Genomic DNA, 23,881 nt, shown 5'->3' on the forward strand with positions numbered 1-23,881 from the left:
AACTATTTTGGTTTAAATTAGTTGGAGCCAAATGTAAGTATTTGGTTCCCATTGTATGATTAGTCCTCCCAGCAATAAAGGCTTTATAATGAAAAGAGCAGTAATTACAGGTATTGGTATTGTTTCTAGTATTGGTAACAATCAAGAAGAAGTGTTAGCGTCACTGAAAAGTGGTAAGTCTGGTATCACGTTTTCAGAGCAGTTTGCTGAAGTTAAGATGCGTAGCCACGTTTGGGGTGATTTGAAAATCGTTCCTAGCGAACTTATTGATCGTAAAATAATGCGTTTTATGGGTGATCTTTGCTTGCTTATACTTATATCTCAATGGAGCAAGCTATTGCAGATGCAGGTTTAACGGATGATCTTGTTTCCAATGTACGTACTGGTATTGTTGCTGGTTCTGGTGGTGGTTCTTCAATTAACCAAGTGCTAGCGACAGATACAATGAAAAATAAAGGTGTTCGTCGTGTTGGTCCTTATATGGTGCCACGCACTATGGCAAGTACCACTTCAGCATGTCTAGCAACGCCTTTTAAAATTAAAGGAATTAACTACTCAATGAGCAGTGCATGTGCGACAAGTGCGCATTGTATTGGTCATGCTTGGGAACAGATTCAACTTGGTAAACAAGATATTGTTTTTGCTGGTGGTGGTGAAGAGCTTCACTGGACAACAGCCTGTACCTTTGATGCAATGGGTGCACTTTCAAGTAAATATAACGACACACCTGAACAGGCATCTCGTACCTATGATGCAAATCGTGATGGGTTTGTTATTTCTGGCGGTGGCGGTATGGTCGTCGTTGAAGAGCTAGAACATGCTTTGGCTCGTGGCGCTAAAATTTACGCAGAAATTGTAGGTTACGGAGCAACTTCTGACGGTTACGATATGGTTGCACCTTCTGGTGAAGGCGCGGTACGTTGTATGCAACAAGCGCTTGCAACAGTTGAAGGTGATGTTGATTACTTAAACACACACGGCACATCTACACCGGTTGGTGATACTAAAGAGCTTGGTGCTATTAACGAAGTTTTTGAAGGCAAAAAAGCACCTAAAATCAGTGCAACTAAATCGCAAACTGGTCATGCTTTAGGTGCGGCTGGGGTTCACGAAGCTATTTATAGTATGATCATGATGGAAAATAATTTTATCTCTCCATCTGTTAATATTAATGAAATTGATGAACTAGCAAAGGATCTTCCTATTGTTGCTAACACAGCACAGGATGCAAAACTTGATGTAGTAATGTCTAATAGTTTTGGATTTGGTGGCACCAATGCAACTTTAGTGTTTAAACGATTCTCTAAATAAAAACCGATGGAAATAAGAGTATAATCTTGTTTCCATGATGCAAAGTAAAAAGGAGCTTTGGCTCCTTTTTTGTTTTCTAAAGAAATACTGTTTTTTGCAATCAGTATAAAGAATTGATTCAAGCGAAGGTTTTGATATCATTCGCAAAACGTAGAAGAATCAAAAAATTAATCCAAATTGTATTAAATATAAGAACTAAGTTTTCGCAAAAAAATTGTTTAAATTAAGTTAAAAGTTGATGTAAATAGTATATCTTTTGCGAAACTTTCAGCAAAGAAATAAGCCATTTTAAGCAGTAAAATAGCTCAACTAATTATTACGATTGGTATAATCAAGTTACAACAGCAAATATTGCTTTTTTACGACCAAAACGTAATAGCGCACAAGAGAGAAAAAATGAAATCAGAATATAATATTGCCCTTATTGGTGACCTAAAGGGTTGCGTAGAAATTATGTTAGAAGTATTAGTCGCACGTAGTTTTCCGGTTGGCAAAATATTTCCTCTGCAAACAGAGTCTATAGATGAAGTTGATGACGAAACAAAAAGTGTTATGTTTTCAGGAAAACCTGTTGATGTAAAAGATATTAATTCTTTTGACTGGGAACAGGTTGATATTGCTTTTTCTGACCGATATAGAAACCACAAAACAGTGGGCAGATATTGCCAGTGAACATTGTGTAGTGATAGATAATAGTGGTGCATTTTTAGAAGATGAAAATGTTCCCTTGGTTCAGGTTGATGTAAATGAACAACATTTAGGCGCATTTTCTCAAGCTAATAAAATTGCCATCCCAAGCAGTGAAACAGCACAACTTGCTTTATCTGTTGGCCAATTACACCAAGAAGTTGGCCTAGTCCGTATTAATGTGTCCAGTTATCAATCGGTTTCTATCGCTGGCAAAGAAGGGGTTACAACACTGGCTGGTGAAACTGCACGCTTATTAAATGCGAAGGAAGTTAAAACGGATATATTTGCACAACAAACTGCTTTTAATGTGTTTCCACAAATTGGTGAATTTGATGAAGAAGGCATCAGTTTTGGTGAATTGCGCTTAGTTAATGAAATACGCCGTTTATTAAATGATCCTTCAATTATTGTTTCCTCAACTCAGGTTGTTGTGCCTATGTTTTATGGTTGCGCCCAGTCAGTAAACTTACAGACACATTATCCCGTTGATATGGATGAAGTGGCACAATACCTGCATCACAGTGAAGGTATTAAACTCGCGAAATCAGTATGTGATTACACTAACATTATTAGTGATGTGATCAATCACCCTGAAGTTCAAGTTGGTCGTTTACGTAAAGACCTTTGTGATGCAAGTGGTGTGAACATGTGGGTTTGTGCTGATAACTATCATTTTGGTGTGGCAACAACTGCAATCAAAGTGGCAGAAAAGTTAATTTCGACGTACCTTTAAAAGGTATTTTTTAATATTCGAATGTTTTCGCATGTTATAGTGGGCTAGGTCTCAATTCTGGCCCTACTAGGTTTTTCTTTTATGGTTTTAATCGGCCTAGTTTATTATTCACTGAATGATTATATAAAACTAATTTCCAAGGATTGAATATGAAGCGTTTCCTACTTTCACTCATCTGTTGTACACCATTATTGTTTGTTTCTTCGATGAGTTTAAGTGTCGACCTAACAGGGCCAAATGGTGAGACGGCTACAGATTATCAGCAGTATGGTCCTATCTCTCGCTCTGAAACGCTTTGGGCGATTTCTACACAATTAAGACCAGATAATTCTGTCAGTGTACATCAAACTATGGTGGCGCTTTATAAACTCAACCCTAACGCCTTTGATGATGGCAATATCAACAGGATCATCGCTAATTCAACGCTTCAAGTTCCTTCCTATGATTATGTCGCGCAACAAACAAATCAAGAAGTCGCTGAGTTAATTCGTAAGTACAGTACACCAAAAGTAGAAGTCGTCAAAAAAGTAGCACCTAAAGTTGAGGTCATTACTCCCGAAGAACCTAAAGTTGCTCCTAAAGAAATTATAGAAGAAGTTGTTGAACCGGTTGTTAAGGAAGAAATCAATCAGGACTCAGAAAAGTTAATTGAAAGTGAAGCAAAATTATCTGCATTACAGGAAGAAATGCGCCTTTTAAATGAGCAATTTATTGTTGCTACAGAAGTGTCGCAGGTTCTCAAATTAAAACTGCAGGCCTTTATCAGATGAAATTAGTTTATTATCGGAACAACTCTCTGAAGAAGTCGCTATTAATGCTAAGTTACAAAGTATTATTGATGAATTGCGAGCGCAATTAGATGCTGTAGAGTTACCTCCTTTTAGCGGTGAAGGTTTACTTAATGAAATATTACAACTGATCACTTCATCACTGACAAATTTATTAATTGTTATTCTTTCTCCTTTATTATTACTTACTTTAGTCTTTGTGACCATGTCACGTTTACGAACTAAGCGATTGTTAGAAGAACAAGACCAAGAGTTAGCGGAGTCAACCGCAAGCTTAATGGAAGAGCCAGGACAGTTTGATAACCTTTTAACTGACGATGTCTCGGAGGATGAAGACGAATTGATGCCTGAGCCAGAGGGGCATGATGAAAAGGTCGTTGATACTTTAGAAGAAATAAATCTTGATGAGGATGACGAAGAACTAGACCTTGATGTTGTTGATCTGACTGAAGATGATGAAGAACTGATTACAGATAATGATGACCCCTTTGGCATTGATGCGATTTCAGATTCAGATGATGAAGAATTAATTTCATCGAATGATTTAGATAATCTTAATTTAGATGAAGACACCGAAATTGATGAAGACGATCTGTTATCCATCGATTTAGATGATGATTTTGAAGATCCCTTTGGTGTAGATGAACTTTTAGAACAAGAAGCGACTTCCGAAGAAGAGATTAATTTAGACCAAGAAATTGATTTAGAAAAAGAGATCAATTTAGAGGAAGAAATTGATTTAGATGAAAGTGCTAAGTTAGATTCAGAAGAAACTAAACAACCCACGGAGGCAGAAACAAGCCGATTTAGATTTAGCCGCGGAATGGGAAGCACAATTATCAAATGATTCATCTGAAGAGGTTGACCTTGATACTGAAGAACAATTAGAAGTTGATTTAACAGAAGAGGAACCTGAAGAAGCTCAAGATAATAAGGAACAATTAGACACACAAGATGAACTCGAAGAAGAAAGAGAAAGTGAAATACTTAGTGATGATGAGTTACTTGCTTTAGACAGTTTAGAAGATTCTGATGAAATTAATTTAGATGATCCTGAGTCCGCAGATGAGGAAGTTGCAGAAATTGATCTTGATGAAGATCTTTTTGATAGTGTTGATCTGGATAATCTTGATGAAGATTTAAAAGAAGAACTTGATATATCTGAGCCTGAGCCAGAAGATGAATTAGATGTCGAGCAAAGTGAATCAAAACAACAAGAAGTAAATAATGATCCTGAGCTAGATATAGAAGAAGAAGTTGAGCAGGGTGCAGATGAATTAGATTCTAAAGATGAAGAAGAATCTAAACAGGATGATAAAAAAGATAATCTAGCTAAGCAACTTAGTGAAGTCGCCTTTAATGAAGAGGTGCCATTACCTAAGATGGATAAAGCATCAAAGGATGATTTTATCGATATAGAAACATTGCTTGAAAATAGTGGTGTAAATGATGATGAACCTTATTCAGAACTTGATTTAGATTTAGGGTTAGAAGAGTTCCCTGACGTTGTCGGCTCACAGGAAGGTAGTGACGTAGATGATGATGAAGATGGCATTGGTGCGCAATTAGATTTAGCACGTGCTTATCTTGAAATCGATGATCAAGCGGGTGCGAAGGAAATTTTATTATCGGTTGTTGATAATAGCAGTGGTGCTCAACGTATTGAAATTGATAAGCTGTTAAGCAGATTGAGATAATTAAACAATCAAAATTCAAAGAGCCAGCATTGCTGGCTTTTTTTGTGGTTATTAAAACAGGAAGTCTTATACCAATTCCATTAACTAAGCGAGCAATCTTACTGGTTAAAAAAGCTATTTACGCGTTTGAAGCCTTGTAAAGGGAACGGTCATTAAAGGTGCTAAATGCTTGTATTTACGCCTAAGCAACTTCCGCCTTAAATTCGCTCTTTTTTGTTGCGTAATATTTGATCATTAAATTAACAGAATTGGTATGATCTTCTATCATTTTATTTAAAGTAAGAGAAATATGAGACCCGTAATATTAGATGTCCTTGGATACGAATTAAGCGCCGAAGAAAAAGAAGTATTAGCACACCCATTAGTGGCTGGCGTCATTTTATTTACTCGTAATTTTTACAACATTGAGCAACTTAAACAACTTGTTTCACAAATTCGCCTTTATGCTAAAAAAGAAATTGTTATTGCAGTTGACCATGAAGGTGGTCGAGTTCAGCGATTTAAAGAGGGTTTTACTGAGTTGCCGAGTTGCCGGCGATTTGTTGAAACATTGTGATATTAAAGAAGCAAAAGAATTAGCTTATTGTAGTGCTTGGGTAATGGCCAGTGAATTGATCGCCTGTGATATTGATTTTAGTTTTGCGCCCGTATTAGATATAAATGGTATTTCTGATGTCATTGGTACTCGTGCTTTTGCGACTTCAAAAAATGAAGTGATTACACTCGCAAGTGAATATATTAAAGGTATGCAAGCGCTGGGAATGGCCTCAACAGGTAAGCATTTCCCTGGACATGGCAGTGTTAAAGCAGATTCTCATATTGCGGCGCCAGTCGATTCTCGTTCACCAGAAACTATTTTTGCCAATGACTTATTACCCTTCAAGGCTCTTATTGAACAAAAATTATTGACCGCTGTGATGCCATCACATGTTGTGTATGAGCAATGCGATAAAGACCCCGCTGGTTTTTCTTCCTTTTGGTTACAGAAAATACTACGGCGACAAATGGGCTTTACTGGTGTCGTCATTAGTGATGATTTGTCGATGCATGGCGCTAGTTTTGCAGGAAATCATGTTTCACGGGCTTATCGAGCACTCGATGCAGGTTGTGATCTTATTTTAGCTTGTAATGACAGTGCGGGTGCTATTTCAATTTTGGATGCACTTGAAATCCCCAAAAGGGCAAATGATGATGCTTTGAAGAAAATGCGTCACCAAGGTAATAACTGTTCAATGCCACTCAGTAGCAATCCTGACTGGATAAAAAATCATCAAAAACTCATGCACTTTGCTGAGTTCGCTCTAATAAGTTCATTGCAATGCTTGCACTTAGCCGTTATTTCCATAAAATAGGAAAGGCTTAATAAAGGCAAATATACAATCGCTAAGTGTCGATTATAAGAATAAAGGCGGAACAATTAATGATCATTTATCTACACGGTTTTGATGCAACAAGTCCGGGTAACCATGAAAAAGTGATGCAATTAAAGTTTATTGATGATGATGTACGCTTTGTACATTACAGCACTATTCATCCTAAACATGACATGAGCCACATATTAAAGGAAGTACATAAACACATTCAATCGAGTGAAGATAAAGCGCCACTAATATGTGGTGTGGGTTTAGGTGGTTTTTGGAGTGAACGTATTGGCTTTTTGTGTGGTATTAAACAGGTTATTTTTAATCCTAATCTGCATCCAGAAGACAATATGGTTGGTAAAATTGAATGGCCAGAGGAATATTTTGATATCAATACTAAGTGTGTGAGTGATTTTCGCTCTAAAAACAAAGATAATTGCTTGTGTATTCTCTCAAAAGTAGACGACACAATAGATTCAGCCAAAAGTGATCATGAATTATCTGCTTATTATCAAATTATTTTTGATGAAAACCAAGGTCATAAATTCCAAGATATTTCTCATCATTTACAAACAATCAAACAATTCAAAACAGAATCTTAATTCTCTTTTCATAATTTGCGGGGCAACATCACGTTGCCTTGTCATACAAATATATTCTTTATTAAAGATCAACTTTTAAGTTACAAACTAGTTGCATTCACCCTAGTATTACTTTATTTTGTGACCCAAGTAACATACTCGTGTTTTGTTTCATTATTATTTTTTCGTTAAAAATAATAATGAAACTAAATATAAGGAAAAATCATGAAAAATATCGTTATTGTAGGTGGTGGAGCAGGTGGGTTAGAACTCGCAACTAAACTAGGTAATAAATTAGGTCGAAAGGGTAAAGCAAATATCACTTTGATTGATAAAAATAGTACTCACCTATGGAAACCATTATTACATGAAGTTGCTGCTGGCTCTTTAGATGATGGTATTGATGCTGTTAGTTATCGAGCACATGCTAAAAATCATGGTTTTAATTTTAAATTAGGTCGCTTTAAAAGATATTGATCGTGAAAATAAATGTGTGTTTTTAGACAAGCTTATTGATAACGATGGAAGAGAGATCTTACCGGAAAGCACACTTAAATATGATATTTTGGTTATGGCATTAGGTAGTGTCAGTAATGACTTTAATACCAAAGGTGTTAGTGAGCATTGCATCTTCTTAGATAGTCCTCAGCAAGCTAAAAAGTTTCATCACTTAATGCTTAATAAATACCTGCAACTAGGCCTTAAAGAAACTAGCCAAGTAAGTGTTGCTATTGTTGGTGCTGGAGCGACAGGTGTTGAGCTTTCTGCAGAACTTTATAACTCCTTAGAGCAGGTTTCTAACTATGGTTTTGAGCATATTAATAGCAGTGATTTAAACGTGAGTTTAGTTGAAGCGGGAGATAAAATATTACCAGCATTACCAGAGCGAATTTCTGCATCTGCACATCAAGAGCTATTAAAGTTAGGCGTTAATGTTTGCACTAAAACCATGGTAACTGAAGCCACTGAAAAGGGGTTGATGACAAAAGACGGCGAGTTAATTGAAGCTGACTTAATTGTATGGGCAGCTGGTATTAAAGCGGCTAATTTCTTAAAAGACATTGCAGGTCTAGAAACGAATAGAATTAATCAGTTAGTCGTTAAAGCAACCTTACAAACAACTCTCGATGATTCAATTTATGCAATAGGTGACTGCGCTAGTTGTGCACTACCGAATGGCGGTTTTGTACCTCCTCGTGCACAATCTGCTCATCAAATGGCGTCATTAGTAGGGAAAAATATTTTAGCATCATTAAAAGAGAAACCTTTACAAGATTATAAATATACTGATTATGGTTCATTAGTTTCATTAAGTAACTACAGCACGGTAGGAAGTTTAATGGGTAACTTAATGAAAGGTTCAATGAAAATAGAAGGGCGTTTAGCAAGAGTCGTTTATATTTCATTATACCGTATGCATCAGGTTGCCCTACACGGTTATGTTCGAACCGCGTTGATGACACTTGTTGAACGTATCAATCGTATTTTACGTCCACGCTTAAAATTACATTAGAATATTTTATTTTTGAATTAGTTGTTAAAAACCATTGAAAAGAAATTTTCAATGGTTTTTTATTGGCGATGCCTAATAAAGCTTGCTTTAAGATGACGGCTTTTAATACAAAAAAGTAATATCCATAAAATTAATACTAATTGGACAGAAGCTTCGAGAGTATATTGAAACCTGTCTAAATATAGATAATAAAGTTGTAAAGCAAGGTCAAACAAAACGCTAATTAACAATAATGAATAACCCTTTTGCCACAGTTTACAAATCAAGGGATGTTTATCGTGATCTCTTCCTGCTAAGAAAAATAATATAATTGCGATTAGACCTGATGCTAAACCAAAATAAAAATGGCTTTTATCTGGGTAAAATAGCGCTAATAATTGATTACCTGTCTCTCGCGAAGCTAATGAGATAATCAGCAGTACCCATGTTTCTCGCCAAGAATAATAAAGCGTAATTAAAATAAGTAGGAGGCTTTAAATCCCCTGATTGCGTATAAAATTGTAATGGAAATATTTTTACTAAGGCCATGTTTATTTATTATGTCTCTTAAAATATGTAGCTGAAGGAAATAACTTATCAGCCACATATTTAATTATTTATTGATAAAACACATAGGACAATATAAGTAATGTCCCTTTGGATCATTGAAACGAGTAAGTAATGAGGTTTGTGCTTTAATATCAAAAAATGATTCAATTAGCGATGAATTAAGTGATAACCCATTAGGCGACATCTTGACTCCATTAGTTAATACTTCGTTTAAGAATTGTTGTTTGGCCGATAAAGCTACTTTAATTGGTTGAACGTTATAATCTTCTAAATTGGCTAAAGAAGCGGCTGATGATATCGCTTGCTTTAGATCTCCTAATTCATCGACTAACCCAAGTGATTTTGCATCATCCCCCGTCCAAACACGTCCCTGTGCAATGGCATCAACTTGTTGTAGGCTCATATTCCGGCCTTCACTCACAACAGTTAAAAATTGCTGATAACCACGTTCAATACCAATTTGCATAATATCAGCAAGCTTGGGATCAAGTGCACGAGCAGGCGTTATCGTAGAGAGAGGGCTTGTGCCAACACCATCATTGTATATGCCAATTTTATTAAGTGCTTTATCTGCACTTGCAAATAAACCGAAAATACCAATTGAGCCAGTTAGTGTAGAAGGGAAGCTACAATATGATCGAGTCGCTGAAGCAATCCAGTATCCTCCCGAGGCACTAGTACTTGCCATTGATACAACAACTTTTTTACCTGCACTTTTTAAATCTAAAATATGTTGGCGTATTTTTTCAGAAGCGAATGCACTTCCTCCAGGAGTATCAAGTCGAATGACAACTGCTTTGATTTGAGGGCTTTTAAGCGCTTTATCTAATAGTGCAGAAAAGCTGTCTCCTCCAATCGCATTACTAGTTTGTGAACCATTAAGTATTTCACCCTGGCCATGGATCAATGCGATTAATGGTTTATCGATGCTTGTTTGATAAAGTGCAGGCAAAGTACTTTGATAACGTTGATAATTGACCCATTTATATTTCTCACTTTCTAATGAAGCAACAACTTTATACCTTGGTAACAACTGATCAACTAACCCTGCATTCAGTGCGTAAAGGGCAGTATCACCATTACTTTCTTGTAATGATTGTTTTAATTGCTCTAGAGTGGGCGAGATAGATTGTTTATTAATGTTTGTATGTTGACAGTCGCTCAAGTACGGTGTTGATATATCCCTGCCAGAGTTGGTCAAGCCAATGGGAATTAGCAAGTTTACTCGCGTCAGACATTTTGTTTTCAGTAAAGGGTTCAACAAAGGATTTAAAGGTACCCACTTTAAAGATATGCGGTGTGATGAGTAAATTGTCTAGTAGCTCTTTAAAATACAAACGATAAACAGAAAAACCTTGTAGGTAAACTAAACCTTGAGGGTCAAGGTAAACCTTGTCTGCAAAACTGGCTAGTAAATATTGAATTTGTGAATAGTTATCTGCAGTTGCAATAACTTCTTTATTGGCTAGCTTAAATTCATTAAGGGCTTGTCCAATACTATTTATTTGATTCAAGCTAGCGGCTTGTAACCCAGAATGAGATCTAACAGAATTTTATCAATATTGGTATCGTTTTTAGTCGCTAAAATGACCTGTAGAACTTCTTCAATTGGGTATTCTGTTAACTGTTGTTCGTCACTTAATAGCTGTTTAGATAGTTGCCCAGAAAAATCTATTGGTTGTTTTTGTTCAACAATAACGCCATTAAAATTAAGTTGTAAAATGGAGTTGTCGGCAATTTGAACTTCTACTTCTTCACTATTAAATGCAAAAATGATAATCGCGAGAATGGCAAAAAAGATAATATTAATAATAATTAAACGCGTTGCATTAAGGCATTTAGCCAATAATTTAATTAATCTAAATAGTCCACCCATGGATAATCCTTAGTTTTATTTTAGCTGAAAAAAATAAAGCACTGTCCACTAATAGTAGAGAGTGCTTTTAATGCAATTCTTAATACAATTGGTATTAGAATAGTCTATTTTGAATGTTAGAAGCTTGCTGTATCAATAAATAAACCTACTTTAAGGTCTTCTGCCGTGTAAATCACTTTACCATCAACTTCTACAACACCATCAGCAATACCCATTACTAAACGACGCATTATCAAACGTTTCATGGTAATACGGTAGGTCACTTTTTTAGCACTAGGTAAAACTTGGCCTGTAAATTTAACATTACCTACGCCTAATGCGCGACCTTTACCAGGACCACCGCTCCAACCTAAGAAGAAACCAACTAATTGCCACATTGCATCTAATCCTAAACAACCAGGCATAACAGGGTCGCCAGGGAAGTGACATTCAAAAAACCAAAGTGCTTTGTCGATATCTAATTCCGCGATTAATTCGCCTTTACCATGCTCACCACCATCTTCTGTGATTGTGATGATACGATCTAACATTAGCATTTTATCAACGGGTAATTGGCAATTTCCTTCACCAAATAATTCACCGTTGCCACATTGGATAAGTTCTTCTTTAGTATAAGAGTTTTTACCCAACTCTTTTTGGGATACAGTTTTTGTCATAATCACTTTCTTATTTTAAATGGAATTTTTTATTAGCTTTGCAATGGCAAATAGTGCGCGTACTTTAGCTAACTATAGGGTTTATCGCAACAAATTTAGGCATTTTGTAATAAAGCTTGGGGCTTCGTCATCATCTTCTTTATGTAAAAACAAAATACGTTTATTAATGCTCTCAAATACACTTTCAAAACTTTGTGACATTGCAATAGGAAAAGCTTCTAAACAATGTTGGATTGCATAAATATTGATTTGCTTATCCTTTATTAATTCTAATGTTTCATCACTTAGCATTAAATTAATTTGGTTTGCTTTTGGAATAATGACTGAAACAGGATCTTTTAATAAGCCTAATGTAAAGAGGCGTGTTATAGATTCAATTTTTTGATTAATACCACCAATGGCTAATACATTACCATGTTGGTCTAATGCGCCGGTAACAAATAAGTTTTGTGCAATTGCAGACTTAGAATAACAAGAGGTTACCGCTAATAAAATGGCTAGTGACGCACTATCTCCATCACTTTCTTGATAGGATTGTTCAAACACAACATTACAAGAAAGGGAAAGTTAGCGATATGTGTAAACAGGTGATTCAGGTAACCTTGAACAATCAAAGTACTTTTAGCATGGACATTACCAGCAAGTTCCACTTTTCTTTCGACGTCAATAATTTCGCCATCACCGACCATATCACTGGCAGATATTCTAAATATTTCACCAAACTCAGTTGGGTAACCCATTAATTCAACAACGGACATGCCATTAATTTGGCCAATCATTTCTCCATGAAGTTGTATTTTTAATTGTTTCTCGATTAACGCCTGGTCACTAAAATCCTGCGCATTTGATTGAGATTTATCTTGAATATTTAAGGATTGCTTAATGTATATTTCATCCAACTTTTCATCGTTAGGTGCATTTTCTGTTTTTAATAATTGCGCGTAAAATAAAATGGACTCAATCAATTTTGGAGAAAAAGCAATTTATTCTGATGATCACATAGGCGAGCAAGGTATTTGAATAAACTATTAAATGCTTCATCAGATAAGGGAGATAGACCTTTTCTTGTGATTAAAGACTGACAATATTGAGACAAATGTTGTAGGTTTTCATCGTTGCGTTTTATATCTGCGCTGATCTCTGCAAACAGGGTGTTTATTTGCGAAAAGTCTGGATCAATTTGTGTTAGTTCATCAAGCTGGTAACGATTGGCCACTAGAATGATTTTACTATTCAATATTTGATTATTCTGGGTGTATATTTCACCTCTTAATTTATCGCTATTAACTGGTCCCTGAGAAGGAATACGATGATTTAATAAAAAAGATTTAAGCAGAAACCAAAGGTTTGGGTTAACCAGTAATGAACTGATATGTAAAACTACAGTGCCATCTTTATAGTTGCTAATAACACCTAATTGCGTTGATATTTGCTCGCCATTTTGTAAGTTTACTCGTCCAAAAAGGGTTTCTTGGTCATAGTTTTGTAAAGCAATAAAAGGGCGTTTAGGGTCATTACAGGCTTCAGCTAGGTCTTTTGCTCTGCATGCCAGTACTGTGCATTTAGAAGTAACAATGGTTGAGGCAGTTGGAAAAAATGCTTCAGTCGCTCGGATGTAATGGCAAACATGGAGGTCCAATTATCATCCGATATTGTTGATATTGAAAGTTGCGATGAAAAATCGGTTGTGCACTGCTGAAGGGTTAAACTAACTTTATCTTGTGCTGTTGAAACTGAATTATTATTTGCCAAAGTGCAGACTCTAAATTATTTAATTGAAGGTGAAAAACACCTTCAATTATACACTTTAACCTTCGGGAAAAATAGAGTCCTTATAATCGATAATCATTATAACTTTGTTTTTGATACCTTGCTTCACAGAGTGGGCATCGTTGTGTTGTTGGTTTATCGTTTAAAACATCAATAGATAATTCCATTTCACAATCAGAGCATAAGCCGTACATCCCTTGCTCTAGATTATTTAATGAAGCATCGATTTTTTTAAGTGATCTATTTTTCTCTTTAATTCTCTATCATCGATTTTCTGTGTAAATTCAATCAATTCATCAGTTGATAAACTGGCCAATTTTTTAACAGCTAATTGATGACTGACATGATCAGATGCTTGGAAAATTGCGTCAATAGCGGATCGGGTTTTAGCCTGCTCGGCATCTAATTTTGCTTTAAAGTGAGCTAATTGTTGTTCGTTTAAGTATGACATACTGCCCCGTTCTCATTTTAATAAATCAAAAGTCCTTTGACTCTTTGTCAGACTTTTATGTAGTGATGATTTATCTTAGTGAGAAGGGCCTTTACTCGTTATGATATAAGTCAATATTGTTAATAAGTTTAGAGGTTAATGCTATTCAATTGATATGGATCAGTTACAACATGTTACCTACCATTTTTTCTTATCTTGGAAGAGAACATCGAGGTCATTTTTCTTTTCGTCATCCTTGGCTTTCATAGTCGCTAACTCTTGGTCATTATGTTGGCTCAGGTAAGATTTTATTTCGTCCTTAATGAGGTTTAGCTGTTCTATTTTTTTATCTAGGTAGCTGTCTTTTTCTGATACACCATTAAGCACTTTGATTAATTTATTAATCATTTGATTGGCACTGCCAAATTGTTTTGAATTTTTGGCATCATTAATACGTTTGAGGCCATTTTCTAAGTTAATTTTTAATTGCATGATTTCAAGGCGATGATCTTCAGCAACAAAAACTTCAGTGGTGATTTTTCCCTTTGCGTGTTCGGAACGTAATACTGCACGTATTTTTTTGTTACCTGTAATAATGCAAGTGCTTCTCTATCATTTTCAGGGGTGCGAAAAACACTTTCATCTGGGGGAGTATAATTTGTTCTAATTTGTTGAATTTGTGCATCGGTATTTTTTAAATGTTCGCGCATAGCAGGGTTATTGGGCGCACTTTTTAGCATGATTATTAACGCATTACGTATACGGTTTTGTAAAATAAGTAATAAAGATTTGCTAAAGGGCATACGTGTTGCATTTAAAAGTAATTCATCAACTTCAGAGATCACCGCACGTTGTTTGCTGATTGCCATGCGTTGGTCAGCTTCAATTCTTTGTTTATATTGTTGTACGACGTTATAGCCTATGGTAACAATTAACAACATTCCAACGAGTGACAATATGATGGGAAATAACATAAATTCTCATTTAAAAAGTAAAAGAAAAAATCAATAAAAACATATTTTGCATTAAGGTAGACGTAAGGTAAATACGCCTCCCTGTGATTGTAGTTTATTTTCACATAAAATGTGACCTTATAGTTGCTTGTTTTTATGCTCCGCGACTATTCTTTTAGCAAATAATAAGCCAAGACCGCTTCTGCCTTTATTGGCATTAAATTCCGATTGGTTATTATTACTCACGGCAAGCATATGCTCCGGATAACCGACTCCATCATCTTCAACTTGAATATTTAAATACCCATCATCAATAAAGGCGCGTAAATAGATAATTTTTTGTGCGTGGCGAAGGGCATTAACAAAAATATCAGCAATCAAATAGGTGATTAAATCGAAATCGAAATATCCCATTAATTGATCGTCGACATCAATTTCAATCTGTATATCGTGATGATCAAGATAGCTTTGGTTTTTATCAATCACTTCTGTGAAAATATCATTAACATAATGTTCATCGATATAAATCGGCAATTGTTTATTTTCGGCACGATATAAAGCCAGCAGTTGCATTAATGTGCTATTAACTCTCGATGTTTGATAATGTAAATCAGCAAAGCTTTTGTGTTGTTCATCGGTTAAGTTTTCCGCACTCCCAAGTACCTCAATGGATTGTAGCACCATAAATAAAGAATTCTTCATGTCATGAGCACTGGTTGCCAAAATGGTACTAAAATCTAGATTTTCTTGATCAGGCATAATAGTTTTTGCTCCACATCATATGATTTTTGTTAAAATTCATCGCTTGAACCTCAGTGTTGTAAACTAGCACTGTGTATTTTTGATAACTCTGATAGACTTAAAATTATTATTCTTTAAAAATAGCATAACTATTGGCAAATATATGAAATTACAGCAATTACGTTATATCGTTGAAGTATTAAACCATAATCTTAATGTTTCAGCGACTGCTGAGAGTTTATTTACTTCACAACCAGGTATTAGTAAACAAGTTCGCATGTTAGAAGATGAACTCGGTATTCAAGTATTTGAACGAAGTGGTAAACACTTAACCAAAGTTACCCCCGCAGGTGAAGATATCATTCGTTATGCCTCTGAAATTTTAGGTAAAGTCGAAAGCATTAAATCAGTAGCAAGGCAATATACTCAACCAGATCAGGGCACCTTGAATATTGCCACTACGCACACCCAAGCGCGCTATGCTTTGCCCGATGTTATCAAGGGCTTCATAAAAAAATATCCTGACGTATCGTTACATATGCACCAGGGCACGCCAACTCAAATTAGTGAATCTGTTGTTAAAGGAAAAACAGATTTTGCAATCGCAACGGAGGCGATGCACCTCTATCAAGATTTGATTATGTTGCCCTGTTATCACTGGAATCGTAGTGTTGTTGTGCTAAAGGATCATCCCTTAGCAAAATTAAAAAACATCACCGTAGCGGATATTGCAGAACATCCGATTGTTACTTATATTTTTGGTTTTACAGGACGATCTGAACTCGATGAAGCATTTAACGTCGCTGGCTATTCTCCTAATGTGGTTTTTACCGCAACAGATGCTGATGTTATCAAAACCTATGTACGTCTAGGCTTAGGGGTAGGTGTTGTTGCAACTATGGCAATGAATGAAGATGATGATGATTTTTGCGTGATTGATGCGAGCCATATTTTTAAATCCAGCACAACTAGTATTGGTTTTAGAAAAGGCTCATTTTTGCGTGATTATATGTATGAATTTATGGTTAGATTTGCGCCACACTTGACGCGTCCACTTGTTGAAAAAGCGATTCAATTAAAATACACCGAAGAAGTGAATAAATTATTTGAAGATATTGAATTACCGACTCGTTAAATTATAAGTCAGTTAGACAAGGCAGTATTTTACTGACCTTGTCGAAACACTCTTGATATTCGGCATCAACTTGCGAATCTGCAACTAAACCGCCTCCCGCCCAACAGTAGATTTCACCTTGAGTACAAATTAAGGTTCGAATCGCTATATTTGTATCCATTTTTCCGTTATTGCTAATGTAACCTATGCTACCACAGTAGCTTTGTCTGCGGTTTGGTTCGAGTTCAGCAATGATTTCCATTGCTCTAATTTTAGGTGCGCCAGTAATAGAGCCACCCGGAAAACACGCTTTTAGTAAATCTTCAACTTGGTATTTGTCTTCAAGTTTACCTGTTACTGTACTTACTAAATGATGCACTGCAGGGAAGCTTTCTATATCAAACAGTCTCGGTACTTTAACACTGCCTGGTTGGCAAACTCTGCCAATATCGTTACGCAGTAAATCAACAATCATGAGGTTTTCACTACGATCTTTTTCTGATTGTTGTAATGCTGACATACTTTGTTGATCTAAAGAAAGTTCTTTAAAGCGTGGTCGAGTACCTTTAATAGGCTTTGTTTCAATGATATCTGCTTCTAATTTTAAAAAGCGTTCAGGCGAGAGTGATAAAATAACCTGTTCAGGCAAGCGTAAAAAGGTCGCAAAAGGTGGGCTATTATCGGCTAATAAAGCTTGATAGGCTTTATATTCATCACCAGAGTATTTTGCTTTAAAGCGCTGGGCAAGGTTAACTTGATAGCAGTCGCCACTAAGAATATAAGCTTGTATTTGATTAAATTTATCACTGTATTGTGCTTTGCTCATATTCGACTGCCATTCATTTAATAACTTAAATGAAGTTAATGCGATGTCATTATTTATCTGTGCCAATAACCAATCATACCTTTGTTGCCAATACAGTTTCTGGCGATCGATCATCGTATTGTGTTTGACAGATAATTAATGAAAATTCATTGCAATGATGTTTATATAACAATGCCCAATCATAAAACCCTAAACTTAATTCTGGCAGTGTTAAAGCTTCAGGGTTTTCAGCATTTGTAATTTGTTCGAATTGATAACCTAATTCATAATTAATTGAACCAAGTACGCCACCGGTGAATGGAAAATCGGCTAGCTGATGCTTGCTCAGCAAAAATAGTTTTGCGTTTTTGATTTAATAAAAGAAAGGGATCAATATGACTTTCTTCTTCTGTCTCACCCTGTTTAAAAGTGTAACGCCAGAAAATGATTGTAATGTTGCAATCGGCATTGCACTCAAAATTGACCATTGACTATCAATATGATCTGCCGAAGCTGAGTCAAGAAAAACACTCCATTCAAGTTGACTGAGGTTAATTTTCAGTTGCTCAAATTGTAGCTGTGTCAGTGAAATTGATTGGAAATGTATATTTGTAGGGAAATTAGTCATATATATTCGAATTTAGGCAACATTTTTGTAACAAATGGGTTGTAGTTTTTGATTGTGAGATTACCATTGAAAGGAATTTATATCAGCTACTTTTTGGAGTTTTACATGACGGTTATTAAACAGCAAGATTTTGTTAATAGTGTAGCAAGTGCTTTACAGTTTATTTCGTATTATCATCCTCTTGACTTTATTCAGGCGATGGATAAAGCCTATCAAATTGAAAAAAATCCTGCCGCTAAAGATGCAATGGCACAAATATTGATTAATTCACGTATGTCAGCGGAAGGTAAAAGACCCATCTGTCAAGATACAGGTATTGTGACTACCTTTGTTAAAATTGGGATGGATGTACGTTTTGATAGTGATTTAACCGTTCAGGAATTAGTTGATGCAGGTGTTAGACAAGCCTATCTGGATCCAAGTAACCCTCTTCGTGCTTCTATTGTAAGTGACCCAGCAGGTGCACGTAAAAACACCCAGGATAATACTCCCTCTGTTGTTCACGTTGAAATGGTTCGTGGCAATACCGTTGAAGTAATGATTGTCGCTAAGGGGGCGGTTCTGAAAATAAATCGAAAATGGCGATGTTAAATCCTTCTGACTCTGTTGCTGAATGGGTAGAAAAAACAGTTCCAAGTATGGGGGCGGGATGGTGTCCACCAGGTATGTTAGGTATAGGTATTGGTGGTACTGCTGAGAAAGCCGCTGTGATGGCTAAAGAATCCTTAATGGAGCCTATAGATATTGCTGATTTACATGCAAAAGTCGCGCAGGGTGACACTTTAAATGCTGATGAAACATTACGATTAGAAATCATGGAGCGTGTTAATAACTTAGGTATTGGTGCGCAGGGCTTAGGTGGACTAACTACTGTTTTAGATATTAAAATTAAAAGCTGTCCAACCCATGCCGCTTCTAAACCTGTTGTAATGATCCCTAACTGTGCGGCAACACGTCATACTCATTTTACCCTTGATGGTAGCGGTGAAGCGGAATTACATACACCTAAATTAAGTGATTGGCCTGAAATTACAAGAGAAGCAGGGGAGAATACTCACCGTGTTAATGTTGATGGTCTAAGTAAAGCGGATATGTCAGCTTGGAAGAGTGGAGATACCTTATTATTATCAGGAAAAATTCTTACTGGTCGAGATGCCGCTCATAAACGTATTCAAGAGTTAATTACTTCTGGTGAAGGACTCCCTGAAGGTGTTGATTTTAAAGGAAGATTTATTTACTATGTTGGTCCTGTTGATGCTGTCGGTGCTGAAGTGGTTGGCCCTGCTGGTCCAACAACGGCAACTCGTATGGATAAATTTACCGACTTTATGTTAGAGGAAACTGGCCTAATTGGTATGATCGGTAAATCTGAACGCGGACAAGCGACCGTTGATTCAATTGCTAAACATAAATCTGTTTATTTAATGGCCGTTGGTGGTCTCGCTTATTTAGTGTCAAAAGCGATTAAAAAAGCACGCGTAGTTGCCTTTGAAGACTTAGGAATGGAAGCCATTTATGAGTTTGAAGTAGAAGATATGCCGGTGACTGTAGCGGTTGATAGTGATGGTAATAATGTTCATTCTCAAGGGCCAGCTATTTGGAAAGCTAAAATAGCCGATTTAGACAATAAACTGTCAGAAAAAATTGATTGATAAACTACAGGGATGGTATAACAACACCTGAATCAGAGGTTTATTGAAAATAAGCAAAGTATTCATTGTTTTTATACCATTTATGCCAACAAAAGCATAAAAACCATTGCGAGTTAATAAAGGAAGAATTATGTTTGAACAAGTAAGTATGGCGCCTGCGGATCCGATTCTTGGGTTAACAGATGCATTTAAGAAAGACCCACGTAGCGAAAAAATTAATTTAGGTGTTGGCATTTACAAAGATGAAAGTGGTCAAACCCCTATTTTAGCAACGGTAAAAGAAGCTGAAAAACGTCTACTTGCAACGGAACAAACAAAAAGCTATTTAACAATTGAAGGTATTGTCGCTTATGGTGTTGCAGTACAAAAATTATTGTTTGGTGCTGATTCTGAAATTATTACTACTAATCGTGCTCGTACAGCACAGGTTCCAGGTGGTACTGGTGCTTTACGCACAGGTGCTGACTTTGCAATTAAAAAGTTAGGAATCAAAAAAATATGGGTAAGTAACCCTACTTGGGCAAACCACGGTAATGTATTTACTACTTCAGGTTTAAAAGTAGCAAGTTATGATTATTACGATGCCGAAACAAAAGACTTAGATTTTGATGCAATGGTTGCTTCATTACAAAATGTTGAAGCTGGCGATTTAGTGCTTTTCCATGGCTGTTGTCATAACCCAACGGGTATTGATCCAACAATTGAGCAATGGGAAGTGTTAGCAAAATTAATGGCTGACTTAGGTGCTGTTCCTTTCTTTGATTTTGCATACCAAGGTTTTGCAAAGGGTATTGAAGAAGATGCACAGGGTCTACGCATTTTTGCTCAGTACAATAAAGAACTTTTAGTTGCGAACTCATTCTCTAAAAACTTTGGTTTATACAATGAACGTGTTGGCGGGATCACCCTTGTTGCAGAAGACAGCGACATCGCAGAAGTCGCTTTTAGCCAAATTAAATCAGGTATTCGTTCTAATTATTCTAATCCACCGTCTCATGGTGCGCCGATTGTAACAACTATTTTAGAAGATGCTGAACTTTTCGCTCAATGGGACGTCGAAGTTGCTGACATGCGAAGCCGAATTCAAGAAATGCGTGATTTATTTGTTGCGACATTAAAAGAAAAAGGTGTTGAAGGTGACTATAGCTTTATCAGCCGTCAAAATGGAATGTTCTCATTTTCAGGTCTGACTGTTGAACAAGTAAATCGTCTTAAAGAAGAGTTTGCTGTTTATATTGTTGGTTCTGGACGTATTTCAGTAGCGGGTATGACTAAAGATAATATGCGACCATTATGCGAAGCGATTGCTAAAGTAATCTAATCGCAATAATAAAAAAATAGGGTTATCCTGTTGTTTCAGGGTAACCCTTTTTATATACAAAAAAGAGAGCCATGAATAGTCGAATCAAACCAAGTTTAGCTTTTTTAAACAGCCTCAGCAAAATTCCACTTGCCGAGCAATCCGTTGATTGTCTTTTTTCATCTAAATCCTTTAAAGCAGAACTATTAAGCCAGATAAAAGCCGCTAAATACCGAATTTATCTTGCAGCTCTGTACCTTGAGAGCTGATGATGGTGGAAGGGAAGTGTTAATGGCTTTATATGAGGCGAAAAGAGAAAACCCTGCGCTGAATATTGTTGTTTGTGTTGATTTTCATCGTGCACAACGAGGACTTATCGGCCATAAAAAATCCGATGGAACCAATGCGAGCTGGTATCAAGAAGTTGAAAAATCAGAGGCATTAGGCATTAAAATTATTGGTGGTTCCGTTAAACGAAAAGAGCTTTTGGTGTACAACATCTAAAAGGGTTTATTTTTGATGAACGGGTTTTGTACAGTGGTGCCAGTTTTAATAATATTTACCTTCATCAAGCAGATCGTTATCGTTATGACCGTTATTGGCTTATTAATAATGTTAAATTAGCTGATACCATGGTGTCTTTTTTAAATAAAGAAATCATTGATAAAGATGCCGTTGCGAGTTTAAATGCTGATGTTATTCCTCCGATGAACGAGCTTAGGTTTGCCAACAAAAAATTAATACGCAGTTTAAGAAGAGCAACATTTGAATATCAAGGTTCACCATCAACGGATTGCTTGGCGGTAACACCACTATGTGGTTTAGGTATTAGAAATAACAAGTTAAATAAAACCATTCGTAAGTTATTACAATGTGCTGAAAAGCATGTGTTAATTTTTACGCCTTACTTTAATTTACCTACGGCAATTGAGCGAGATATCAGTGCATTATTAAAACGTGGTATCAAATTAACGATTGTTGTTGGTGATAAAACAGCGAATGATTTTTATATTCCTGAGGATAAACCCTATCGCACTATTGGGGCCTTGCCTTATCTCTATGAAACAAATTTAAAACGCTTTGCTAAAAAACACCAAAAAAGATTAGCCACGCAACAACTAAGTCTCAACCTATGGCGTCATGAGCAAAATAGTTTTCATTTAAAGGGCATTTATGTTGATCAGCGTTTTATGATGCTGACAGGACATAACTTAAATCCAAGAGCTTGGCGTTTAGATGTTGAGAATGGTCTACTTATTGATGATCCTAAACAACAGTTAAAACCCTTAATCGATAAAGAATCTGCACAGATTTTTGAAAATACTCATGCTATTGTTAGTCCAAATCAAATAGATGATATAAAAGACTATCCTGACTCGGTTAAAAAACCTTAGTGAGGTTACGTCGAATCAAAGTAGATAAATTAGTTAAACGTATCATTTAACATGCTTTTTAAAGTTAATTGATGCTTAACTGCTGACAATAAAGACGATGTGTTGTTTAATTGAGCATTCAAATTATAAAGCGTAAATAGCAGTTGATCTCATCATTTAGATACGTATAATTCACCGCATCAAGTCATTCATGAATAGCTTGATAATAGTGACAATGGTAGGCTTCTTGGTTCCTCGCATTGATAACTTATTAACCTGGTCAGGGCCGGAAGGCGGCGGCTCATAGTAGGTGATTCAAGTGCCGAGGGTTTGCTGGGGAGTCTGCCACCCACACCTTCATTCTTAGCTTTTGTTAGGCCTAAAAATGACTGTTTACAAATCTGCTTTTGATACATCCCTAAAAATAAAACACTTTCACCCTAAATATTGGGGTACATGGTTTATTTTATTAATTCTTTTCCTTTTTACTTATTTTCCTGTTGGTTTACGCGATAAATTTGCTCGCTTATATTGCTTCTATTATCTATTCAAAAAAGTTTTTAAAAAAACGCAAAAAAATTGCTTTTACTAATCTTGGTTTATGTTTTCCTGAATACAGTGAACAGGATAAAGATGCCTTAATGCGTAAAAATGTTAAAGCAATTGCACAAATCGCGTTATCCCTAGGTGAACTGTTTTTCCGAAGTCGACAACATATTATTAGTCGCAGTAATATTATCGGTGAGCAACATATCATTGAGGCCGAAAAAGCAGGTAAATCTATAATCTTTTTAGGGCCACATTGTTATGGGTTAGATTTTGGCGGTATTGTCGCCATTAATGCTCGTGGCTATCCGCTTTCAAGTATGTTTAAAGATTATAACAATCCAATATTTGATTGGTTTGTGACTCGCTATCGAACTCGTTTTACACATCTATCTGGTAAAGGCACTTTATATCACCGTAGCGAAGGTCTTAAACCGGCAATTAAAAGTTTGCGTGATAAAACTCATTTCTATTATTTACCCGATGAAGACCATGGTAGGGAAAATAGTGTCTTTTGTGATTTTTATGGTACACAAAAAGCGACTTTACCTATGATAGGGCGCTTAGCAAAACTAGGTAAAGCAGTGGTGATCCCGTTTTATACTTCATATAACGATAAAACCGCAAAATTTGATGTCTTTTTTCATGCCCCTTTAACTGATATTCCAACCGGCGATGATGTTAAAGATACACAGATTATGAATAAAGCCATTGAAAAATTGATTGATGAAGATCCAAGTCAATATATGTGGACGTTAAAACTATTAAAAACTAGGCCAGTCGAAGGGCAAAATATATATTAATGGTAATTGTA

General features: G+C 36.1%; 27 protein-coding genes, 1 other RNA gene and 4 pseudogenes. 17 read left to right on the plus strand and 15 right to left on the minus strand.

Features of this window, described 5'->3' with window-relative positions:
• The first annotated feature begins 88 nt into the window (after nucleotides 1–88).
• The 9 genes and pseudogenes from fabB (at nucleotide 89) to ACLKMH_RS13595 (ending at nucleotide 8,674) form a co-directional block, all read left to right on the plus strand.
• A pseudogene (gene fabB / locus ACLKMH_RS13555) lies at nucleotides 89–1,311 on the plus strand (beta-ketoacyl-ACP synthase I).
• 396 nt (nucleotides 1,312–1,707) lie between these two features.
• Entirely contained in the window at nucleotides 1,708–1,983 is a 276-nt protein-coding gene (locus tag ACLKMH_RS13560; RefSeq protein ID WP_413698644.1) for a hypothetical protein, read from the plus strand.
• Nucleotides 1,928–2,734 carry an aspartate-semialdehyde dehydrogenase gene (locus tag ACLKMH_RS13565; protein ID WP_413698645.1) on the plus strand — a complete coding sequence of 269 codons (807 nt, stop codon included), beginning with the start codon at nucleotides 1,928–1,930 and terminating at the stop codon, nucleotides 2,732–2,734. The genes ACLKMH_RS13560 and ACLKMH_RS13565 overlap by 56 nt, the downstream gene beginning before the upstream one ends.
• Nucleotides 2,735–2,883: 149 nt before the next feature.
• Nucleotides 2,884–3,504, plus strand: coding sequence for a FimV/HubP family polar landmark protein (locus ACLKMH_RS13570; protein WP_413698646.1), 621 nt, complete (start codon nucleotides 2,884–2,886; stop codon nucleotides 3,502–3,504).
• Nucleotides 3,505–3,577: 73 nt separating this feature from the next.
• Nucleotides 3,578–4,369: a hypothetical protein gene (locus ACLKMH_RS13575; RefSeq protein ID WP_413698647.1), complete on the plus strand. Its 792-nt coding sequence runs from the start codon at nucleotides 3,578–3,580 to the stop codon at nucleotides 4,367–4,369.
• A gap of 535 nt (nucleotides 4,370–4,904) precedes the next feature.
• Nucleotides 4,905–5,219: a FimV/HubP family polar landmark protein gene (locus ACLKMH_RS13580; protein WP_413698648.1), complete on the plus strand. Its 315-nt coding sequence runs from the start codon at nucleotides 4,905–4,907 to the stop codon at nucleotides 5,217–5,219.
• Nucleotides 5,220–5,508: 289 nt separating this feature from the next.
• A pseudogene (gene nagZ, locus ACLKMH_RS13585) lies at nucleotides 5,509–6,571 on the plus strand (beta-N-acetylhexosaminidase).
• Nucleotides 6,572–6,639: 68 nt separating this feature from the next.
• A complete protein-coding gene (ycfP, locus tag ACLKMH_RS13590) occupies nucleotides 6,640–7,182 on the plus strand; it encodes an alpha/beta hydrolase YcfP (protein WP_413698649.1) in 543 nt (180 codons plus the stop codon).
• A gap of 204 nt (nucleotides 7,183–7,386) precedes the next feature.
• Nucleotides 7,387–8,674 (plus strand): annotated as a pseudogene (locus ACLKMH_RS13595) (NAD(P)/FAD-dependent oxidoreductase).
• A 59-nt stretch (nucleotides 8,675–8,733) separates the two neighbouring features.
• Here the strand turns inward: ACLKMH_RS13595 and ACLKMH_RS13600 are convergent.
• From ACLKMH_RS13600 to ACLKMH_RS13655, 12 genes are all read right to left on the minus strand, one after another.
• Nucleotides 8,734–9,135: a DUF2919 domain-containing protein gene (locus ACLKMH_RS13600; protein ID WP_413702348.1), complete on the minus strand. Its 402-nt coding sequence runs from the start codon at nucleotides 9,133–9,135 to the stop codon at nucleotides 8,734–8,736.
• A gap of 131 nt (nucleotides 9,136–9,266) precedes the next feature.
• Nucleotides 9,267–10,388, minus strand: coding sequence for a signal peptide peptidase SppA (gene sppA / locus ACLKMH_RS13605; protein ID WP_413698650.1), 1,122 nt, complete (start codon nucleotides 10,386–10,388; stop codon nucleotides 9,267–9,269).
• Entirely contained in the window at nucleotides 10,360–10,737 is a 378-nt protein-coding gene (locus ACLKMH_RS13610; RefSeq protein ID WP_413698651.1) for a S49 family peptidase, read from the minus strand. The genes sppA and ACLKMH_RS13610 overlap by 29 nt, the downstream gene beginning before the upstream one ends.
• Nucleotides 10,734–11,099, minus strand: coding sequence for a hypothetical protein (locus ACLKMH_RS13615; RefSeq protein ID WP_413698652.1), 366 nt, complete (start codon nucleotides 11,097–11,099; stop codon nucleotides 10,734–10,736). Before ACLKMH_RS13615 ends, ACLKMH_RS13610 begins: the two co-directional genes overlap by 4 nt.
• Before the next feature lie 116 nt (nucleotides 11,100–11,215).
• A complete protein-coding gene (gene fabA / locus ACLKMH_RS13620; RefSeq protein WP_413698653.1) occupies nucleotides 11,216–11,755 on the minus strand; it encodes a bifunctional 3-hydroxydecanoyl-ACP dehydratase/trans-2-decenoyl-ACP isomerase in 540 nt (179 codons plus the stop codon).
• A gap of 81 nt (nucleotides 11,756–11,836) precedes the next feature.
• Complete coding sequence (locus ACLKMH_RS13625; protein ID WP_413698654.1) at nucleotides 11,837–12,301, minus strand: S16 family serine protease; 465 nt, start codon at nucleotides 12,299–12,301, stop codon at nucleotides 11,837–11,839.
• On the minus strand, nucleotides 12,253–12,654 hold the full coding sequence (locus ACLKMH_RS13630) for a hypothetical protein (protein WP_413698655.1): 402 nt from the start codon (nucleotides 12,652–12,654) through the stop codon (nucleotides 12,253–12,255). Before ACLKMH_RS13630 ends, ACLKMH_RS13625 begins: the two co-directional genes overlap by 49 nt.
• Nucleotides 12,655–12,716: 62 nt before the next feature.
• Entirely contained in the window at nucleotides 12,717–13,394 is a 678-nt protein-coding gene (locus ACLKMH_RS13635; RefSeq protein WP_413698656.1) for an AAA family ATPase, read from the minus strand.
• Between the two features lie 342 nt (nucleotides 13,395–13,736).
• Nucleotides 13,737–13,976: a hypothetical protein gene (locus ACLKMH_RS13640; RefSeq protein WP_413698657.1), complete on the minus strand. Its 240-nt coding sequence runs from the start codon at nucleotides 13,974–13,976 to the stop codon at nucleotides 13,737–13,739.
• A gap of 177 nt (nucleotides 13,977–14,153) precedes the next feature.
• The gene (locus ACLKMH_RS13645) at nucleotides 14,154–14,447 is read right to left on the minus strand and encodes a hypothetical protein (protein WP_413698658.1); all 294 of its coding nucleotides are present in this window, start codon (nucleotides 14,445–14,447) and stop codon (nucleotides 14,154–14,156) included.
• On the minus strand, nucleotides 14,438–14,929 hold the full coding sequence (locus ACLKMH_RS13650; protein WP_413698659.1) for a hypothetical protein: 492 nt from the start codon (nucleotides 14,927–14,929) through the stop codon (nucleotides 14,438–14,440). Before ACLKMH_RS13650 ends, ACLKMH_RS13645 begins: the two co-directional genes overlap by 10 nt.
• Before the next feature lie 117 nt (nucleotides 14,930–15,046).
• Nucleotides 15,047–15,667 carry a sensor histidine kinase gene (locus ACLKMH_RS13655; protein ID WP_413698660.1) on the minus strand — a complete coding sequence of 207 codons (621 nt, stop codon included), beginning with the start codon at nucleotides 15,665–15,667 and terminating at the stop codon, nucleotides 15,047–15,049.
• Between the two features lie 145 nt (nucleotides 15,668–15,812).
• On the opposite strand from ACLKMH_RS13655, the gene cysB reads away from it, so the two are divergent.
• Complete coding sequence (gene cysB, locus ACLKMH_RS13660; protein WP_413698661.1) at nucleotides 15,813–16,784, plus strand: HTH-type transcriptional regulator CysB; 972 nt, start codon at nucleotides 15,813–15,815, stop codon at nucleotides 16,782–16,784.
• Nucleotide 16,785: 1 nt separating this feature from the next.
• Here the strand turns inward: cysB and pabB are convergent, their stop codons facing one another.
• Genes pabB through ACLKMH_RS13675 form a run of 3 tightly spaced genes read right to left on the minus strand, consistent with a single transcriptional unit; the run spans nucleotide 16,786 to nucleotide 18,196 of the window.
• Complete coding sequence (pabB, locus tag ACLKMH_RS13665; protein ID WP_413698662.1) at nucleotides 16,786–17,703, minus strand: aminodeoxychorismate synthase component I; 918 nt, start codon at nucleotides 17,701–17,703, stop codon at nucleotides 16,786–16,788.
• Nucleotides 17,663–17,920 (minus strand): hypothetical protein, encoded by a 258-nt coding sequence (locus ACLKMH_RS13670; RefSeq protein WP_413698663.1) that lies wholly within the window; start codon nucleotides 17,918–17,920, stop codon nucleotides 17,663–17,665. The genes pabB and ACLKMH_RS13670 overlap by 41 nt, the downstream gene beginning before the upstream one ends.
• A gap of 21 nt (nucleotides 17,921–17,941) precedes the next feature.
• The gene (locus ACLKMH_RS13675; RefSeq protein WP_413698664.1) at nucleotides 17,942–18,196 is read right to left on the minus strand and encodes a hypothetical protein; all 255 of its coding nucleotides are present in this window, start codon (nucleotides 18,194–18,196) and stop codon (nucleotides 17,942–17,944) included.
• 105 nt (nucleotides 18,197–18,301) lie between these two features.
• On the opposite strand from ACLKMH_RS13675, the pseudogene ACLKMH_RS13680 reads away from it, so the two are divergent.
• The 7 genes and pseudogenes from ACLKMH_RS13680 to ACLKMH_RS13710 all read left to right on the plus strand — a co-directional run bounded on the left by ACLKMH_RS13680 (nucleotide 18,302) and on the right by ACLKMH_RS13710 (nucleotide 23,870).
• Nucleotides 18,302–19,848: pseudogene (locus ACLKMH_RS13680) on the plus strand (fumarate hydratase).
• Between the two features lie 130 nt (nucleotides 19,849–19,978).
• Nucleotides 19,979–21,169: an amino acid aminotransferase gene (locus ACLKMH_RS13685; RefSeq protein WP_413698665.1), complete on the plus strand. Its 1,191-nt coding sequence runs from the start codon at nucleotides 19,979–19,981 to the stop codon at nucleotides 21,167–21,169.
• Nucleotides 21,170–21,240: 71 nt separating this feature from the next.
• Entirely contained in the window at nucleotides 21,241–21,417 is a 177-nt protein-coding gene (locus tag ACLKMH_RS13690; protein WP_413698666.1) for a hypothetical protein, read from the plus strand.
• A 22-nt stretch (nucleotides 21,418–21,439) separates the two neighbouring features.
• Nucleotides 21,440–21,652: a hypothetical protein gene (locus ACLKMH_RS13695; protein WP_413698667.1), complete on the plus strand. Its 213-nt coding sequence runs from the start codon at nucleotides 21,440–21,442 to the stop codon at nucleotides 21,650–21,652.
• Nucleotides 21,653–21,678: 26 nt separating this feature from the next.
• Nucleotides 21,679–22,542 (plus strand): CDP-diacylglycerol--serine O-phosphatidyltransferase, encoded by an 864-nt coding sequence (gene pssA, locus ACLKMH_RS13700; protein ID WP_413698668.1) that lies wholly within the window; start codon nucleotides 21,679–21,681, stop codon nucleotides 22,540–22,542.
• A gap of 223 nt (nucleotides 22,543–22,765) precedes the next feature.
• Nucleotides 22,766–22,864: signal recognition particle sRNA small type (gene ffs, locus ACLKMH_RS13705), an RNA gene on the plus strand.
• Between the two features lie 175 nt (nucleotides 22,865–23,039).
• Complete coding sequence (locus ACLKMH_RS13710; protein WP_413698669.1) at nucleotides 23,040–23,870, plus strand: lauroyl-Kdo(2)-lipid IV(A) myristoyltransferase; 831 nt, start codon at nucleotides 23,040–23,042, stop codon at nucleotides 23,868–23,870.
• Nucleotides 23,871–23,881: the final 11 nt, after the last annotated feature.

It is taken from the genome of Psychromonas sp. KJ10-10 (genome assembly GCF_047323245.1).
Lineage (GTDB): Bacteria > Pseudomonadota > Gammaproteobacteria > Enterobacterales > Psychromonadaceae > Psychromonas.

Coding starts and splice junctions, on each gene's coding strand:
- ACLKMH_RS13560 (WP_413698644.1), top strand. CDS start 1,708: ATGAAATCAGAATATAATATTGCCCTTATTGGTGACCTAAAGGGTTGC.
- ACLKMH_RS13570 (WP_413698646.1), top strand. CDS start 2,884: ATGAAGCGTTTCCTACTTTCACTCATCTGTTGTACACCATTATTGTTT.
- ACLKMH_RS13580 (WP_413698648.1), top strand. CDS start 4,905: ATGGATAAAGCATCAAAGGATGATTTTATCGATATAGAAACATTGCTT.
- ycfP (WP_413698649.1), top strand. CDS start 6,640: ATGATCATTTATCTACACGGTTTTGATGCAACAAGTCCGGGTAACCAT.
- ACLKMH_RS13615 (WP_413698652.1), bottom strand. CDS start 11,099: ATGGGTGGACTATTTAGATTAATTAAATTATTGGCTAAATGCCTTAAT.
- fabA (WP_413698653.1), bottom strand. CDS start 11,755: ATGACAAAAACTGTATCCCAAAAAGAGTTGGGTAAAAACTCTTATACT.
- ACLKMH_RS13640 (WP_413698657.1), bottom strand. CDS start 13,976: ATGTCATACTTAAACGAACAACAATTAGCTCACTTTAAAGCAAAATTA.
- ACLKMH_RS13645 (WP_413698658.1), bottom strand. CDS start 14,447: ATGCAATTAAAAATTAACTTAGAAAATGGCCTCAAACGTATTAATGAT.
- ACLKMH_RS13650 (WP_413698659.1), bottom strand. CDS start 14,929: ATGTTATTTCCCATCATATTGTCACTCGTTGGAATGTTGTTAATTGTT.
- ACLKMH_RS13655 (WP_413698660.1), bottom strand. CDS start 15,667: ATGCCTGATCAAGAAAATCTAGATTTTAGTACCATTTTGGCAACCAGT.
- cysB (WP_413698661.1), top strand. CDS start 15,813: ATGAAATTACAGCAATTACGTTATATCGTTGAAGTATTAAACCATAAT.
- pabB (WP_413698662.1), bottom strand. CDS start 17,703: ATGATCGATCGCCAGAAACTGTATTGGCAACAAAGGTATGATTGGTTA.
- ACLKMH_RS13675 (WP_413698664.1), bottom strand. CDS start 18,196: ATGACTAATTTCCCTACAAATATACATTTCCAATCAATTTCACTGACA.
- ACLKMH_RS13685 (WP_413698665.1), top strand. CDS start 19,979: ATGTTTGAACAAGTAAGTATGGCGCCTGCGGATCCGATTCTTGGGTTA.
- ACLKMH_RS13690 (WP_413698666.1), top strand. CDS start 21,241: ATGAATAGTCGAATCAAACCAAGTTTAGCTTTTTTAAACAGCCTCAGC.
- ACLKMH_RS13695 (WP_413698667.1), top strand. CDS start 21,440: ATGGCTTTATATGAGGCGAAAAGAGAAAACCCTGCGCTGAATATTGTT.